This is a genomic window from Pantoea pleuroti, from assembly GCF_014156615.1.
GTDB lineage: Bacteria > Pseudomonadota > Gammaproteobacteria > Enterobacterales > Enterobacteriaceae > Pantoea > Pantoea agglomerans.
Genome location: NZ_SBFD01000003.1, coordinates 209,709 through 225,949 on the forward strand (window position 1 = coordinate 209,709; position 16,241 = coordinate 225,949).

At 56.7% G+C, this 16,241-nt stretch carries 15 protein-coding genes and 1 riboswitch; of the genes, 10 read left to right on the forward strand and 5 right to left on the reverse strand.

What is annotated here, in order from left to right:
- Positions 1 to 79: 79 nt before the first annotated feature.
- The 7 genes from trhP (at position 80) to EPG66_RS08715 (ending at position 8,715) form a co-directional block, all read left to right on the forward strand.
- Positions 80 to 1,459: a prephenate-dependent tRNA uridine(34) hydroxylase TrhP gene (gene trhP / locus EPG66_RS08685; RefSeq protein WP_182686538.1), complete on the forward strand. Its 1,380-nt coding sequence runs from the start codon at positions 80 to 82 to the stop codon at positions 1,457 to 1,459.
- Positions 1,460 to 1,679: 220 nt separating this feature from the next.
- Positions 1,680 to 2,579, forward strand: a complete 900-nt coding sequence (gene yegS / locus EPG66_RS08690) for a lipid kinase YegS (protein WP_033772226.1) — start codon at positions 1,680 to 1,682, stop codon at positions 2,577 to 2,579.
- Between the two features lie 219 nt (positions 2,580 to 2,798).
- A complete protein-coding gene (manD, locus tag EPG66_RS08695; protein ID WP_010670990.1) occupies positions 2,799 to 4,013 on the forward strand; it encodes a D-mannonate dehydratase ManD in 1,215 nt (404 codons plus the stop codon).
- Positions 4,014 to 4,023: 10 nt separating this feature from the next.
- On the forward strand, positions 4,024 to 5,034 hold the full coding sequence (locus EPG66_RS08700; protein ID WP_083069074.1) for a Zn-dependent oxidoreductase: 1,011 nt from the start codon (positions 4,024 to 4,026) through the stop codon (positions 5,032 to 5,034).
- Between the two features lie 82 nt (positions 5,035 to 5,116).
- Entirely contained in the window at positions 5,117 to 6,400 is a 1,284-nt protein-coding gene (locus EPG66_RS08705; protein WP_182686540.1) for an MFS transporter, read from the forward strand.
- 67 nt (positions 6,401 to 6,467) lie between these two features.
- Complete coding sequence (locus tag EPG66_RS08710) at positions 6,468 to 7,928, forward strand: mannitol dehydrogenase family protein (RefSeq protein ID WP_182686542.1); 1,461 nt, start codon at positions 6,468 to 6,470, stop codon at positions 7,926 to 7,928.
- Positions 7,929 to 8,028: 100 nt separating this feature from the next.
- On the forward strand, positions 8,029 to 8,715 hold the full coding sequence (locus EPG66_RS08715; protein WP_182686544.1) for a GntR family transcriptional regulator: 687 nt from the start codon (positions 8,029 to 8,031) through the stop codon (positions 8,713 to 8,715).
- A 52-nt stretch (positions 8,716 to 8,767) separates the two neighbouring features.
- On the opposite strand, the gene thiD is transcribed toward EPG66_RS08715, so the two are convergent.
- Complete coding sequence (thiD, locus tag EPG66_RS08720; protein ID WP_182686546.1) at positions 8,768 to 9,568, reverse strand: bifunctional hydroxymethylpyrimidine kinase/phosphomethylpyrimidine kinase; 801 nt, start codon at positions 9,566 to 9,568, stop codon at positions 8,768 to 8,770.
- Positions 9,555 to 10,352 (reverse strand): hydroxyethylthiazole kinase, encoded by a 798-nt coding sequence (gene thiM, locus EPG66_RS08725; RefSeq protein WP_031592089.1) that lies wholly within the window; start codon positions 10,350 to 10,352, stop codon positions 9,555 to 9,557. Before thiM ends, thiD begins: the two co-directional genes overlap by 14 nt.
- Positions 10,353 to 10,386: 34 nt before the next feature.
- Positions 10,387 to 10,487, reverse strand: a riboswitch (TPP riboswitch).
- Between the two features lie 307 nt (positions 10,488 to 10,794).
- Here thiM and EPG66_RS08730 point away from each other — a divergent pair.
- Both EPG66_RS08730 and EPG66_RS08735 read left to right on the forward strand, forming a co-directional pair.
- Complete coding sequence (locus EPG66_RS08730) at positions 10,795 to 10,992, forward strand: hypothetical protein (protein WP_031592082.1); 198 nt, start codon at positions 10,795 to 10,797, stop codon at positions 10,990 to 10,992.
- A 97-nt stretch (positions 10,993 to 11,089) separates the two neighbouring features.
- Positions 11,090 to 12,049, forward strand: a complete 960-nt coding sequence (locus EPG66_RS08735) for an AEC family transporter (RefSeq protein WP_182686548.1) — start codon at positions 11,090 to 11,092, stop codon at positions 12,047 to 12,049.
- Between the two features lie 60 nt (positions 12,050 to 12,109).
- Here EPG66_RS08735 and ahpF read toward each other — a convergent pair whose 3' ends face one another.
- Together ahpF and ahpC are read right to left on the reverse strand one after the other, a co-directional pair.
- Positions 12,110 to 13,678, reverse strand: coding sequence for an alkyl hydroperoxide reductase subunit F (ahpF, locus tag EPG66_RS08740; protein ID WP_010248223.1), 1,569 nt, complete (start codon positions 13,676 to 13,678; stop codon positions 12,110 to 12,112).
- A gap of 71 nt (positions 13,679 to 13,749) precedes the next feature.
- Complete coding sequence (gene ahpC, locus EPG66_RS08745; RefSeq protein WP_010248225.1) at positions 13,750 to 14,313, reverse strand: alkyl hydroperoxide reductase subunit C; 564 nt, start codon at positions 14,311 to 14,313, stop codon at positions 13,750 to 13,752.
- A gap of 236 nt (positions 14,314 to 14,549) precedes the next feature.
- Between ahpC and EPG66_RS08750 the strand changes: the two genes are divergently transcribed.
- Complete coding sequence (locus EPG66_RS08750; protein WP_010670997.1) at positions 14,550 to 15,005, forward strand: GNAT family N-acetyltransferase; 456 nt, start codon at positions 14,550 to 14,552, stop codon at positions 15,003 to 15,005.
- Here the strand turns inward: EPG66_RS08750 and apbC are convergent.
- Positions 15,002 to 16,114 carry an iron-sulfur cluster carrier protein ApbC gene (gene apbC / locus EPG66_RS08755; protein ID WP_182686550.1) on the reverse strand — a complete coding sequence of 371 codons (1,113 nt, stop codon included), beginning with the start codon at positions 16,112 to 16,114 and terminating at the stop codon, positions 15,002 to 15,004. The genes EPG66_RS08750 and apbC overlap by 4 nt on opposite strands.
- Between the last annotated feature and the right edge of the window lie 127 nt (positions 16,115 to 16,241).

Sequence of the window (16,241 nt, forward strand, 5' to 3'; positions counted from 1 at the left end):
TCCGCACCTTTTGCAGGGCTTAACTGCCCTGCACCTGCCGCCTGAGGCGACATGCTGACCTGACATCAGTGAGAAAATCATGAAACCCGAACTGCTTTCCCCCGCTGGCACCCTGAAGAACATGCGTTACGCGTTTGCTTATGGTGCCGATGCCGTCTATGCCGGCCAGCCGCGCTACAGCCTGCGGGTGCGCAACAACGAATTCACCCACGAAAACCTCGCACTGGGCATCAGTGAAGCGCACGCGCTGGGTAAAAAATTCTACGTGGTGGTGAACATTGCGCCACACAACGCCAAGCTGAAAACCTTTATTCGTGACTTAGCGCCGGTAGTGGCGATGCAGCCCGACGCGCTGATTATGTCCGATCCCGGCCTGATTATGCTGGTGCGAGACACTTTCCCGACGATGCCGATTCATCTGTCAGTGCAGGCCAATGCGGTTAACTGGGCCACGGTAAAATTCTGGCAGCAGATGGGGCTGAGCCGGGTGATTCTGTCACGCGAGCTGTCGCTGGAGGAGATCGCCGAGATCCGCCAGCAGGTCCCGGAGATGGAGCTGGAAGTCTTTGTCCATGGCGCACTCTGCATGGCCTACTCCGGTCGCTGCCTGCTCTCCGGCTACATGAACAAACGCGATCCGAATCAGGGAACCTGCACCAACGCCTGCCGCTGGGAGTATAAAGTGGCGGAGGGTCAGCAGGATGAGGTGGGGAATATCGTTGGTATCCACACGCCTGTCGCCGTACAGGATGTGACGCCAACGCTGGGCGTTGGTCAGCCCACCGACAAGGTGTTTCTGCTGGAAGAGAAGATGAAGCCCGGCGAGGTGATGAGCGCGTTCGAAGATGAGCACGGCACTTACATCATGAACTCGCGGGATCTGCGCGCAGTCGCGCACGTGGAGCGGCTCAGCGAGATGGGCGTTCATTCGCTGAAGATTGAGGGACGCACCAAGTCCTACTACTACTGCGCCCGCACCGCCCAGGTTTATCGCCGGGCGATTGATGATGCCGCTGCCGGTAAGCCGTTTGATCCCTCACTGCTGTTAACCCTGGAAGGCCTGGCACATCGTGGCTATACCGAAGGTTTCCTGCGCCGCCACACTCACGACAGCTACCAGAATTATCAGCAGGGCTTTTCGGTGTCCGATCGCCAGCAGTTTGTCGGCGAATTCACCGGCGAACGCCGGGGCGAATGGGCTGAAGTGGCGGTGAAGAATAAGTTTATGCTGCACGACAGTGTGGAGATCATGACGCCTCAGGGGAACCTGAATTGCCAGCTGGACGCGCTGCAGAATGCGCGCGGCGAACCCACTGAAGTTGCCCCGGGCGATGGCCATCGCGTCTGGCTGCGGGTGCCAGAGGAGGTGGATCTGCGTTTTGCACTGCTGCTGCGCAACTTCGACCACGGTGAAGATACCCGTGACCCTCATAATCGTTTACCAACGGAAACATTTTGAGGAAATCAGAACAGGATCACAGACCCCTGCGCGGCGCTGCTTTATAGTCCCGCCTGCTGCTAACGAGTAACAACAAACGGCAGATTTACCAGGAACCACCTCATTTACCCGCCCGGCTCCCCCGTGCGGGTTTTCTTTTTTCTCTCTTTCGCCAATAATTTACTGCTGGCAGCTGTGTTATAAATCCCTTCTTACTCTGTAGATCTTCAAGGAACGCAAAATGGATAATAAACCGCTTACGCTGCTCATCCTGAATGGGAAAGGCGCGGGTAATGATGATCTGCGCGAAGCTATTACGACTCTGCGTGAAGAAGGCTTCGACATTGCGGTGCGTGTCACATTTGAAAAAGGTGACGGCGATCGGTACGTCAAAGAGGCCATTGCGCTGCAGGCCGCGACCGTGGTGGCGGGTGGCGGCGATGGCACCATCAATGAAATTGCGACAGCGCTGGCTTCTTCTGAAGCGGATCATCGCCCGGTGCTGGGCATCCTGCCGCTGGGTACCGCCAACGATTTTGCCACCAGCGTCGGCATCCCGGAAGAGATGGAACCGGCACTGCGACTGGCGATTCAGGGCAAAGCCAGTGCCATCGATCTGGCCAGGGTAAACCAGAGCCACTACTTCATCAATATGGCGACCGGCGGGTTTGGCACCCGTATCACGACTGAAACCCCGGAAAAGCTGAAGTCGGCGCTGGGCGGCGTCTCCTACTTTATTCACGGCCTGATGCGCATGGATACGCTGAAACCGGATACCTGCGAGATCAGCGGCCCCGATTTCGCCTGGCAGGGTGATGCGCTGGTGATCGGTATTGGTAATGGTCGTCAGGCGGGCGGCGGTCAGCGGTTGTGCCCTTCTGCCCTGATCAACGATGGCAGACTGGACGTCAGTGTTGTCACCGCGCAGGAGTTGCTGCCTACCCTACTGCACTCGCTGACCGGCGACGATGACAATCCCGGCATCGTGACCACGCAACTGGAGTCATTGACGATCCGTTCTCCGCATGAGATGACCTTTAACCTTGATGGCGAGCCGCTTTCCGGGCGCGAATTCGTGATTGAGGTGATGGCGGGCGCGCTGAGCTGCCGCCTGCCGCCGCAGTGCGCGCTGCTTGCCTGAACCAACATCAGGGGCGAAAGCCCCTTTTTTATTGCTGCCAATAGCGCCTATTTTGTTCGTAACATTCCCCCTGCTGCCTCGCTTTATGACGCCTTAATCGCCGTTTTCAGACAATGTAAACACTCTGTGATTCCGTTCACAACTCTGCCACCCTAACTTGTATGGTAGTATTAAAGAGCGTACTTTTTCATCATTGAACGCTGACTTAAGGCAACCAGGATGAAAATTGTTAAGGCAGAAGTATTTGTAACCTGCGCAGGCAGAAACTTTGTCACCGTAAAAATCACCACCGATCAGGGTCTGACCGGCATTGGCGACGCAACGCTGAATGGCCGTGAATTACCGGTCGCCTCCTACCTGAAAGATCACGTCTGCCCGCAGCTGATTGGCCGCGATGCGCATCAGATCGAAGACATCTGGCAATATTTCTACAAGGGCGCTTACTGGCGTCGTGGCCCGGTCACCATGTCCGCTATCTCGGCCGTCGATATGGCACTGTGGGATATCAAAGGCAAAGCCGCCAATATGCCGGTGTATCAGCTGCTGGGTGGCGCATCACGCACCGGCGTAATGGTCTATTGCCACACCACCGGCCACTCCATTGATGAAGTGATGGATGACTACGCGAAGCACAAAGAGCTGGGCTTCAAAGCAATTCGCGCGCAGTGCGGCGTTCCGGGCATGAAAACCACTTACGGCATGGCGAAAGGTAAAGGTCTGGCCTATGAGCCTGCAACCAAAGGTAACTGGCCGGAAGAGCAGCTCTGGTCAACCGAGAAATACCTCGATTTCACCCCGAAACTGTTCGCCGCCATCCGTGACAAGTTTGGTTTCGACGAGCACTTGCTGCATGACATGCATCATCGCCTGACGCCGATTGAAGCGGCGCGTTTTGGTAAAAGCGTGGAAGATTATCGCCTGTTCTGGATGGAAGATCCGACGCCTGCTGAGAATCAGGAGTGCTTCCGCCTGATCCGCCAGCATACCGTTACGCCGATTGCCGTGGGTGAAGTGTTCAACAGCATCTGGGATTGTAAGCAGCTGATTGAAGAACAGCTGATCGACTACATCCGCACCACCATTACGCATGCGGGCGGCATTACCGGTATGCGACGTATCGCTGATTTTGCCTCGCTCTATCAGGTGCGCACCGGCTCGCACGGTCCTTCTGATCTCTCCCCTGTCTGCATGGCGGCTGCACTGCACTTTGACCTCTGGGTGCCGAACTTCGGTGTGCAGGAGTACATGGGCTTCTCCGAACAGATGATGGAGCTGTTTGATGCTAACTGGACCTTTGACCAGGGCTACATGCATCCAGGTGACAAACCAGGTCTCGGCATTGAATTCAACGAGAAACTGGCGTCGAAATATCCCTATGAACCTGCCTATCTCCCGGTCGCCCGTCTTGAAGATGGCACCCTGTGGAACTGGTAAGGAGAAGCTGATGAAAAGCGTTGTTATTGAACAGCCGGGTGAACTGGTGGTGGCTGAACGTCCGCTGCCACAACCTGCGGCGGGCGAAGTCCGGGTCAAAGTGGCTTATGCCAGTATCTGTGGTTCTGATGTGCATATCTGGCACGGTCATAACCCGTTCGCGAAATATCCACGGGTAATTGGTCACGAATTTTTTGGCGTGATTGATGCGGTGGGCGACGGTGTTGATCCGGCCCGGGTGGGCGACCGCGTGGCGGTGGATCCGGTGGTGAGCTGCGGCAGCTGCTATCCCTGCTCGGTAGGCCGTCCCAATGTCTGCACCACACTGCAGGTGATTGGCGTGCACCGTGACGGCGGCTTCAGCGAGTTTGCGCTGGCTCCAGCGAAAAATGCCTTTTCCCTGCCGGAGAGCATCCCCGATCGGCTCGCCAGTCTGGTTGAGCCTTTCACTATCGCCGCCAATATCACCGCGTTTCTCAAACCGCAGCCAGATGATGTGGCACTGATTTACGGTGCCGGTCCGATGGGTCTCACTGCGATTCAGGTGCTGAAGGGCGTCTATAAGGTTAAAAAGGTGATGGTGGTGGATCGCCTGCCGGAAAGGCTGGCACTAGCAGAGCAGAGCGGTGCCGATCAACTGTTCGATAACAGCGAAATCCCGCTGGCGGCACAGCTTGAGGGCGTGCAGCCTACGCTGATTATCGACGCGGCCTGCCATCCCACCATTCTGGCTGAAGCGGCTGCCCTCGCCTCACCGGCTGCGCGCATCGGCCTGCTGGGCTTCTCCGGCGAGCCATGCAGCATTACTCAGCAGAGCCTGACCAGCAAGGAGCTGTCGCTGTTTACCTCACGTCTTAACAGCAATCGTTTCCCACAGGTGATCGAATGGATGGAAAAAGGGTTAATCCAGCCAGAGAAACTGGTCACGCACTACTTCCCGCTGCAGGAGATTGAGCGTGCGATGACCCTGTTTGAAAAAGATCCGCGCACCTGCTGCAAAGTCATACTTCAGATGGGTTAATTATCCGCTGAACACCAGGTCTCCTCAGCCGGTGCGTACCCGCCGGCATGACTATAAAGATAAAACAGATCACGGAGTTTGTATGTTCAAGAATCTGCGCTGGACCCTCGTTTTGCTGCTGTTCCTGGTTTACATGATTAACTACCTCGATCGTGTCGCCCTGTCGCTGACGGTGCCGCTGGTGGAAAAAGATCTGGCGATCAATGCTGAGCAGTTTGGCATGATCTTCGGCAGCTTTTTCTTTGGCTATGCCCTGTTTAACTTTCTTGGCGGCCTTGCCACTGACCGCTATGGCCCTAAAATCGTGCTGGCTGTGGCGGTAGGTGCCTGGTCCATTTTCTGCGGCATGACCGCACTGGCCACCGGCTTCTGGTCGCTGCTGATCCTGCGTGTGCTGTTCGGCATGGCTGAAGGCCCGATCTGCTCCTCGGCCAACAAAGCGATTAACGGCTGGTTCCCGAAAAAACAGGCCGCGACGGCCATGGGCTTACTGAGTGCCGGATCACCTTTAGGTGGTGCGGTCGCTGGCCCGATCATTGGTTATCTGGCGCTCGCCTATGGCTGGCGTCCGGCGTTCGTGATTGTCTGCTGCATCGGTCTGGTGTGGATGGCGTTCTGGCTCTTCTTCGCCGCTGACAATCCGGCGAAGAGCAAGCGCGTCAGCGAAGAGGAACGTCTGCTGATTGCTCGCCTGAAAGCAACGAACCCGAATGATGAAGTTGACCTGTCGGAAACGTCACATCCGTTTGGCTACTACCTGCGCCAGCCGATTATCCTGGTCACCGCTTTTGCCTTCTTCTGCTACAACTACATTCTGTTCTTCTTCCTGAGCTGGTTCCCGGCCTACCTGGTGCAGGCGCACGGCCTGGATATCAAATCAATGAGCATCACCACCATGATCCCTTGGATCGTCGGTTTCGTTGGCCTGGCGCTGGGTGGCTGGATCTCCGATAAGATCTTTAACATCACCGGCAAGCTGTTGTTGTCCCGTAAAATTGTGCTGGTGGTCTCACTGCTGGCCGCCGCAATTTGTGTGGCGCTGGCGGGTACGATAAAAGATGTGGTGCCTGCGGTAATTATGATGTCGGTGTCGATTTTCTTTCTCTATATCACCGGCGCAATCTACTGGGCGATTATTCAGGATGTGGTGCACAAGAGCCGTATCGGCAGCATCAGCGGCTTTATCCATCTGGTGGGTAGCCTCTCCGGCATCATCGGGCCCATCGTCACCGGGTTTATTGTTCATCACACCGGTAAATTCGATAGCGCCTTTATCCTTGCGGGCTGTGTCGCCGCGCTGGGTGCCTTCCTGGTGTTATTTGTGATTCGCAGTCCGAAAACCCAGGATAAACCGGTTTCGGTCTGAGTGTTGTTTCGCTAACAGATGTATGATTTCGGGGCGCTTTGCGCCCCGTTTGCCATAAGGATGGACTATGTTACAGATTGATCGCCTGCCCGCTGAAGTCAAGCGCCCCGCTTACGACCGCAGCCAGTTAAAAACCCGCATGGTACATATCGGTTTTGGTGCATTTCACCGCGCCCATCAGGCGCTCTGCAGCGATAAGCTGGCTGAACAGGGCAGCGACTGGGGATATTGTGAAGTGAACCTCAACAGCGGCGCGTTGATTGAGGCCCTGCGAGAGCAGCATCTGCTTTATACCCTCACCGAGATGGCCGATGATTCATTGCATACCCGGGTGATTGGCGTCATTACTCAGGCACTGCACGGCAAAAGTGACGGTATTGAGGCGGTGATCAATGCCATGAGCCAGCCTGAGGTGGCGATTGTCTCCATGACTGTCACCGAGAAAGGCTATTGTCACCAGCCAGCCAGTGGCAATTTAAATCCCGATCACCCTGACATCGTGCATGACCTGCAGAATCCTGATTCGCCGCGTTCGCTACCCGGTCTGATTCTGGCCGCGATTCGCCGCCGACGGGATCAGGGCTTACCCGCCTTTAGCGTGATGTCCTGTGACAACATGCCGGAAAACGGTCACGTGACCCGCAACGTTGTTGTGCAACTGGCACAGCATCAGGATCCGGCCCTGGCAGACTATATTCAGCAACACATTACCTTCCCCTCCACCATGGTGGATCGTATCGTTCCGGCCATGACCGATGCGGCGTTTGCGGCACTCGGCGCGCGTCTGGGTTCCGATGACCCGGTTGCGGTTGAAGCGGAGCCCTTCTTTCAGTGGGTGATTGAAGATAACTTCGTCAATGGCCGTCCGGCGTGGGAAAAAGCGGGCGCAGAACTGGTCAGTGACGTTCTGCCCTATGAAGAGATGAAACTGCGCATGCTCAATGGCAGCCACTCTTTCCTGGCCTATCTCGGCTTCCTGGCAGGTTATGAATACATCAGCGACTGCGTGGCCGATCCCCATTTCCGCGCCGCCGCCCGTTCACTGATGATCGATGAACAGGCGCCGACGCTGCGTACCCAGGGCATGGATCTCAACGCCTATGCCGATTCGCTGATCGCCCGTTACGAAAACCGTGCCATTAAACATCGCACATATCAAATCGCCACTGACGGATCGCAAAAATTGCCACAACGCATGCTCGACAGTCTGCGCTGGCACCTGCAGCGCGGCAGCCGCTGCGACCTGCTGCTGCTGGGCGTGGCGGGCTGGATGCGCTATGTCGGCGGCGTCGATGAACAGGGTCAACCGATTGAGAACCGCGATCCGCTGAAAGCCACGCTGGCAGAGACGGTTGCCGGTAGCGAAGAAGGCGAAGCGCGTGTCCGTGCGCTATTGGGTCTGCGCGACATCTTTGGCGACGATCTGGCGCAGAACGCCGATCTGGTTGCCCGACTGACGACGTATTACCAGCAGCTAACGACTCAGGGCGCGCGGGCGACGGTGCAGCAGTGTATGAGCCAGGCATAACAGCCTGGTGACAAAGCGCTGGCGCAGACGCAGCGCGCTGATTAGACTGACACTTTCCCATCGCGCTGGCCCCTGCCAGCCGTAATATGGATATTGCTGCATGTCGATCGCCTATACCATTACTACCAGCGAACCGGTAAATCAGCAGATTTACCGGTATCTGCGCAAAGATATCGTCACCTGCGCAATTCAGCCGGGCTCGCTGCTCTCGGAAAAAGAGGTGTCCGCGCGCTTCAACGTTTCACGCCAGCCGGTGCGCGAAGCGTTCATCAAGCTGGCCGAAGCCGGACTGGTACAGGTATTGCCGCAGCGTGGCACTTTCGTGCGCAAAATCTCCGCTAAGCGGGTGGCGGATGGCCGCTTTATCCGGGAGGCCGTTGAGGTGTCGGTGGTTCGCCGTGCGGCACTGGAGATTGATGCTCCGGCCCTGATGGCGCTGGAGCATAACCTGCAACTGCAGCGCATGGCCGCTGAGCGGCATGACAGCCAGGCTTTTCTCACTCTGGACGATGAGTTTCATCGCCTGATTGCTGAAAGCATTGACTGTAAGCTGGCCTGGGAAACGGTGGAGAACATCAAAGCGGCCATGGACCGGGTGCGGTTTCTGACGCTGAGTGAAGTCTCTCCACCGGACAAGCTGATTGAGCAGCATGAAGAGATTTTTGCGGCGCTGAAGCGTCATGACGCCGATGCAGCCGAAGCGGCAATGCGTCGTCATCTGCAGGAGATGATCTTCTCTATCACCCCGATTGCCGAGCGCAACAGCGCCTGGTTTGAAGCACCCTGAACCTGAAACCGCCCGCACCACCTGATTACCAGGTCGATGCGGGCCTTCGTCATTACCACCATTGATGAAAATGGTGAACCGGTCCGATACCCTTCCCGACCTCCAGCGAATCTGCCTGCAGCAGCGCCTGCTGTAACCAGTTTTTGGCTTCCCCAATCGTCTCTGCCCAGTCAGCATGACGCGGTCGCAGCGCGGCTAAGGCTGCCGACAGCGTACAGCCGGTGCCGTGCGTATGACGGGTATTCACGCGCGGCGTACTGAATCGCTGCTCTGCTGAGTGCGTGATCAGCCAGTCCGGGCTCTCCGCCGCCGCAAGGTGACCGCCCTTCATCAGCACAGCCTGACAGCCCAGTGCCAGCAATGCCCGTCCCTGCTCGCGCATCTCCTCTTCATCTGCCGCAATGGGGCAGTCCAGCAACGCCGCCGCTTCCGGCAGATTAGGTGTGATCAGCGAGACCTGCGGCAATAACAGCTCCCGAACACTGGCTACGGCGTCTGGCGAGAGCAGCGCATCACCACTTTTCGCGACCATGACCGTGTCCAGCACAACAAACGGGATTGCCGCACGCATCAGCCGTTCCGCAACCTGCTCCACGATAGCCGTTTCTGACAGCATGCCAATTTTTGCACTGTCGATGCGCACATCACTGAGTACTGAATCAAGCTGGGCGGCAACAAAGTCAGGCGTAATGCGATAAACCGACTGCACGCCGCAGGTGTTCTGTGCCACCAGCGCGGTAATGACGCTGGTGCCATAGGCTCCCAGAGCCGAGAAGGTTTTCAGATCGGCCTGAATACCAGCGCCGCCGCTGGGATCGGTACCCGCAATCGTCAGAGCGTTAATACGCTTCATGATTATCCTCCAGCGTCCAGAGTGCATCTATAAACGCTGTGGCAAAGCTGCCGGGTCCGGCAGCCTGTGCCGCCGCCTTTTCACCCGCCAGCGCCATCACCTGACAGGCGGCCGCGACATTCATGAGCCGATCGCCTGGCAGAGAGCTGAACCCCGCCACCACTGCCGAGAGGGCGCAGCCGGTCCCGACTACCCGTGTCATTAAGGTGTTTCCACCTTGTATAGCAAGGAGTCGCTGACCATCGGTGGCGTAGTCCACTTCACCGGTGACGATCACCAGCGTGCTCCAGGTTTCCGCGAGCTGTTGGGCCGCATCGAGCGCTGCATCCGCCTGATGCAGCGTGTCGACACCACGCCCGCCGCTGGCCTGTTGTGCCAGCGCCAGAATCTCTGACGCATTCCCCCGAATCACCGCCGGTTGCTGGTTTAACAACTGCTGGCAGAAGTCACTGCGCAGCGTCAGCGCGCCGACGGCAACCGGATCGAGTGTCCAGGGCGTGCCCGCCTGATTAGCCGCGGTGACGGCAGCCTGCATCGCCTGCTGGCGCTCGCGGGTTAAGGTGCCCACATTAATCAGTAGTGCATCGGCCATGCTACTGAACTGGGCGGCCTCAGCGGCATCGATCACCATCGCCGGTGAGGCATGGAGTGCCAGTAACACGTTGGCGGTGAAGTTCTGGACCACGTCATTGGTCATACAGTGCACCAGCGGTGACTGGCGGCGGAAAGCGTGCAGAATGGGCGCGAAGTGCGCGGCAGAAAGGTGTTGAGATTGATGTGTCATCGTAGCTCCCAACCGGCGAACAAGAAGGCGAATGCGGTCAGGCATCAGACTTCCCTACGCTGGCATTATCCAGTTCAGGTCAGCGGGTTTTTCTCAGCCCTTTCCGTGTGGAAAGCGGCACCCCGAGTCGTGTTACGGCTTGCAGCATAGGCAAGCCGCGCAGCGAAAGCAAGCGACTCCCGCCGGGGAAATAATCGGAGCTGAAACAATTCACATGATCCCGATCAACGCCTGAGGGTGCAAAAAAAGGCTTAATGCTGCGGGTTAACGAGATACCTCTTTATAGGTAGCCCCGCTTATTACCCGGATGGGTAATATTTCCCGCAGTGACTCTGGTTACCCCATAATAATTAACCTGCTTGCAGCATCATCGTAAAAAACACTTTATTTCATGGGGTTAGAAAACTCCTGAAGCGGAACTTCATACTATTCAGGATGTATGATGCGATTTTTAGCGCTTATTCCACACCGCCATCGATGGCAGGATATTAATATTGAACGCAAGGGTGCCGTGGCACCCAATGGCAGACAGTACCTCTCCACCTATATTTCCGCCCGCTGCACAGGCTGTGGCGAAATTATTCACCGGGTCTATTATCGCGACATCAGCGATCATCAGGCGCGCCGCTGGTTAGGTTAGCGTCCCGGCAACGGTCATTCCGGACACAGTTCAGGTTAACAGTTAGTTAGCAATTTGTTAGTCTGGTAACTAATCATCGTCTGACCAGACTCTCTTTATGCCACTGCTGTTTGAAAGCTTAAGCCATCAAATTTACCTGTCAGCCCCGCTGTTTATCCTGATCCTGCTGGGGTACTGCCTCACGCGCCTCGGGAAATGGCCCGCCAGCATCAGCGAAGGGATGAACCGCTTTGTGTTTAACGTTGCCCTGCCCTGCATGCTGTTTCGGGTGATGAGCACCTTCTCGCAAAGTCCGCCGGTGGATGTGCGCCTGTTGCTGGCCTTTTTCGGCAGTTGCCTGCTGGTGTTTATCGTGGGGCGACTGCTGGCAACAAGGCTGTTTAATCTGGATGGCGTAGCAGCGTCGGTTTTTGCGCTGGGCGGCATCTTTTCCAATAACGTGATGCTGGGGATCCCGGTGGCCACGGTACTGCTGGGGCCAGAAGCCCTGCCCCCGGTGGCGCTGGTGCTGGTGTTTAACAGCCTGATCCTCTGGACCTTACTGACCGTTTCGGTCGAGTGGGCAAAACAGGGCAGCTTCTCGCTGGAAGGACTCTGGCGGACCCTGCTCGGCGTGCTGAAGAATCCGCTGATCATCGGTATTCTCAGCGGAACAGCCTGGAGCTTTCTGCAACGTCCCTTGCCGCTGCTGGCCGCTGAACCGCTAAAGATGCTGGCCTCCCTGGCCGCACCTCTGTCGCTGGTGACGCTGGGCATGAGCCTGGCGCACTATCGGGTGCGGGATGGCTTAAAAGAGAGCTATACCATCTGCCTGCTGAAGCTGGTGCTGCAACCGATGACGGTATGGGCTATCGCGTGGCTGACCGATCTGCCGCCGCTGGAGAGTAAAGTGGTGGTGCTGCTGGGATCGATGGCAGTCGGGGTTAACGTCTACCTGATGTCGCAGAAGTTTAATGTTATCACCGGCCCGGCAGCGGCGAGCATGCTCTTTTCTACCGTGTTTGCGGCGGTGACAACGCCAATCTGGATGATGCTGATGACACTGGCGGGCTATTAACAGGCAAAAAAAAGCCCCTCAGCAGGCGTGCTGAAGGGCTATTGTCTGGCTAACTAAATGTTACTCTGCCGATTTGGTACGAATCAGATAGTCAAAAGCGCTCAGTGAGGCTTTAGCACCTTCGCCGCTGGCGATGATGATCTGCTTGTACGGTACGGTGGTGCAGTCGCCCGCGGCGAACACGCCTTTCAGGCTGGTTTCGCATTTACCATCGATGATGATCTCACCCATTTTGTTGCGCTCAACCGCCCCTTCCAGCCATGGGGTATTTGGCAACAGACCAATCTGAACGAAGATACCGGAGAGCGGCAGCTCATGAGTGGTCTGCGTCGTGCGATCGATATAGTGCAGGCCGGTGACTTTGGTGCCGTCGCCTTTCACTTCGGTGGTCTGGGCGTTCAGAATCACATCCACGTTCTTCAGGCTGCGCAGCTTATCCTGCAGCACCTGATCGGCGCGCATCTCACCGGCAAACTCCAGCAGAGTAACGTGTTCAACGATACCGGCCAGGTCAATGGCCGCTTCCACGCCGGAGTTACCGCCGCCGATCACCGCCGTGCGTTTGCCTTTAAACAGCGGGCCATCGCAGTGTGGGCAGTAGGTCACGCCTTTGGTGCGATACTCTTCTTCACCCGGCACGCCCATGTTACGCCAGCGTGCGCCGGTCGCCAGGATGATGCTGCGTGATTTCAATACTGCGCCAGAGGCGGTTTCGATGGCGTGCATTCCGCCCTCTTTCGCTGCCGGGATCAGTTTGATGGCGCTCTGGCTTTCAATGACGTCCACGTTGTAATCATCCACGTGTGCGCGCAGTGAACCGGCCAGTTTTGCCCCTTCGGTTTTCGGTACGGAGATATAGTTTTCGATATCGACCGTATCCAGCACCTGGCCGCCAAAACGCTCACCCAGCAGGCCGGTACGGATACCTTTACGTGCTGAGTAGATGGCTGCCGCTGCGCCCGCCGGGCCGCTGCCGATAATCAGGACTTCATAGGCGTCACGCTTGTTCAGCTCTTCCGCCGCACGTTTGTCTGCATTGGTATCCACTTTGCTGACGATTTCCGCCAGGCTCATGCGACCCTGACCAAACTCTTTACCATTGAGGTAAACCGCTGGCACGCCCATCACGTTACGTTCCTGAATCTCGTTCTGGAACAGGCCACCGTCGATAGCGGTGTGGCTGATACGCGGGTTAATCACCGCCATCAGGTTCAGCGCCTGTACGACGTCAGGGCAGTTATGGCATGAGAGCGAATAGTAGGTTTCGAAATGGAAGTCGCTGTCCAGCGCGGCAATCTGATCCAGCAGGCTTTGTGCTTCTTTCGACGGATGCCCACCGGTCTGTAACAGTGCCAGCACCAGTGAGGTAAATTCGTGACCCAGAGGTGAACCGGCAAAACGCGGGCCGCTGTTCGAACCTGGGTTGGTGATCAGAAATGAGGGCTTACGCACCTGACGATCGTTCTCTTCGCGGAAGCTGACTTTGTCAGACAAACCGGCGATATCAACCAACAGTTCACGGATCTCGGTTGATTTTGCACCTTCGTCCAGCGTGGCAATCAACTCAACAGGTTTGGTTAATTTCTCAAGGTAAGCCTTGAGCTGGGTTTTCAGATTTGTGTCGAGCATAGTGATATCCTGGTCAAAAAATCGGGTGCCGCAGCACCCGATTGGAGAATGGTCGAAAGGCCGAAGCGGAATTAGATTTTGCCAACCAGGTCCAGAGACGGAGCCAGTGTTGCATCACCTTCTTTCCATTTAGCCGGGCACACTTCACCTGGGTGAGAAGCCACGTACTGAGCCGCTTTCACTTTGCGCAGCAGGTCAGAGGCGTCACGGCCAATGCCTTCAGCAGTGATTTCGATTGCCTGGATAACGCCTTCCGGGTCAACGATAAAGGTACCACGGTCAGCCAGACCTTCGTCTTCGCGCATGATTTCGAAGTTACGGGTCAGCGCGCCAGTCGGGTCACCGATCATCGTGTACTGGATTTTCGCGATGGTGTCAGAAGAACCGTGCCAGGCTTTGTGGGTAAAGTGGGTATCGGTAGAAACGGAGTAGATATCTACGCCCAGTTTCTGGAACTCTTCGTAGTGATCAGCCACGTCGCCCAGCTCGGTCGGGCAGACGAAGGTGAAGTCAGCTGGATAGAAGAAGAACACACTCCATTTACCTTCAACGTCTTTCTCGGTTACGTCGATGAATTCGCCGTTTTTGAATGCTGCGTTTTTGAACGGCTTGATTTTGGTATTGATAATAGACATCTGGTGGCCTCCGTTAAAATATGTGATGCAGGTTACATAATTTCCGGGCCAACATCTAATATGCAGTCGTTATCAATTTGATTAACGAAAGCTATCAAACGCTAAGAGCCTGATGCTCTCTGGCCCGGCAGGCAGTGTACAGCGATTTACGTGACATTTAACCCGCTTTATCTTTTCCGCCCCTCTCCGCGAATCGCTGCTAGTTTTGTAAGACCGGATTAAAAGGGAGCTGACTTGTGGAGATTCGTCCGTTTACTGAAGCCGATCGTCCTTTTCTGCGTACGCTGTTTCTGGCGGCGCGTCGGCATAACTGGCGCTGGCTGGACGGCAGCGAGTGGCAGCTGGAAGATTTTGATGGGGTAATCCTGGGTGAAACCGTGCTGGTCGCGGAAGCTGATGGACAGCGGGTCGGATTTGCCGGCCTGCTGGAGAACGATAACTTCCTGCACAGCCTCTATGTCGATCCTGACTGGCAGGGGCGCGGCGTGGGCAGCGCTTTGCTTAAGGCGGCAGAGGCGCGCTTTACCTCAACCGGTGCGCTAAAGTGCCTGCAGAAGAATAAAGCGGCGCAGGCCTTTTACCTGAAACATGGCTGGAAGATGATTTCACAAGGCGAAGGCGAACATGGCGGCTACGTGCTAATGCACTACCCGCTGGCTTCGCAATATGCCAGCGGGTCGGGTCGTGCTTAGAGCGCGCGGAAGGCGATGTCGCCGGGGATGACTTCGCCCTGCCAGTAAAGCTGGGCAGCAACGCGTCCGGCCAGCTGGCGATAAAGCGCGGTAAACTCGCTATCGGGCCGGCGAATCACCGTCGGCTGTCCTTCATCGAGATCTTCGCGCAGGTCAATGTGCAGCGGCAGCTGAGCCAGCAGCTGCGTCTGGTAATCCTCTACCAGTTTCTGTGCGCCGCCGGTGCCGAAAATCGGCTCATGGAAGCCACACTGACTGCAGATATGCAGGCTCATGTTTTCCACCACACCAAGTACCGGCACATTAACCTTTTCAAACATCACCAGCCCTTTGCGGGCATCAATCAGGGCGATATCCTGCGGCGTAGTCACCACCAGCGCGCCGGTGACCGGTACGTTCTGCGCCAGCGTCAGCTGAATATCGCCGGTACCGGGTGGCATATCCAGCACCAGATAATCCAGCTCAGGCCACAGCGTCTCGTTCAGCAGCTGCATCAGCGCTTTGCTGGCCATCGGCCCGCGCCACACCATCGCATTGTCGTCCGTTACCAGATAACCAATAGAGTTGGTTGCCAGCCCGTGCGCCATGATCGGTGCCATGTGGGTGCCATCCGGCGAGGTAGGCCGCTGATCCTGGGTGCCAAGCATGTTCGGCACTGACGGGCCATAAATGTCGGCGTCAAGAATGCCGACCCGCGCCCCCTCTGCTGCCAGCGCCAGCGCCATGTTCACGGCGGTGCTGGATTTACCCACGCCGCCTTTGCCAGAGCTGACTGCAATAATATTTTTCACGCCGTTGACGCCCGGCTGGTTTTTCACCCGTTTCAGGGTGGCAATGTCATGGCTGAGTCGCCAGTTGATGGCACCCGCGCCGGTCTGACGCAGCAGTTCGGCGCTGACCTGCTCTTTCAGGACGTCGAACCCGCTGGCCCAGGCAAACGGCATCAGCAGCTCCACATGCAGCGTACCGTCAAGCTGTGCCACGTGATGTAACGCCTTCAGGGCGGTGAGATTCTGCTTAAGGGTCGGATGCTCAAAGCTTCTCAATACGCCAGCCACGATGGCGCGCAGGCCTTCTGGCGTCTGCGGTTCCCGGGATTGTGCTGTCATCCCCTACTCCTTATTTCTGCTGTGCTTACGCTGTGTTTCAGCGATGTATTGTCAATGATATCAGATGCCCGTGGATCTGCGGTGACCGCAGGGGGTGAATCCCTTGTGTTTACGCAGGAGAAGCCTT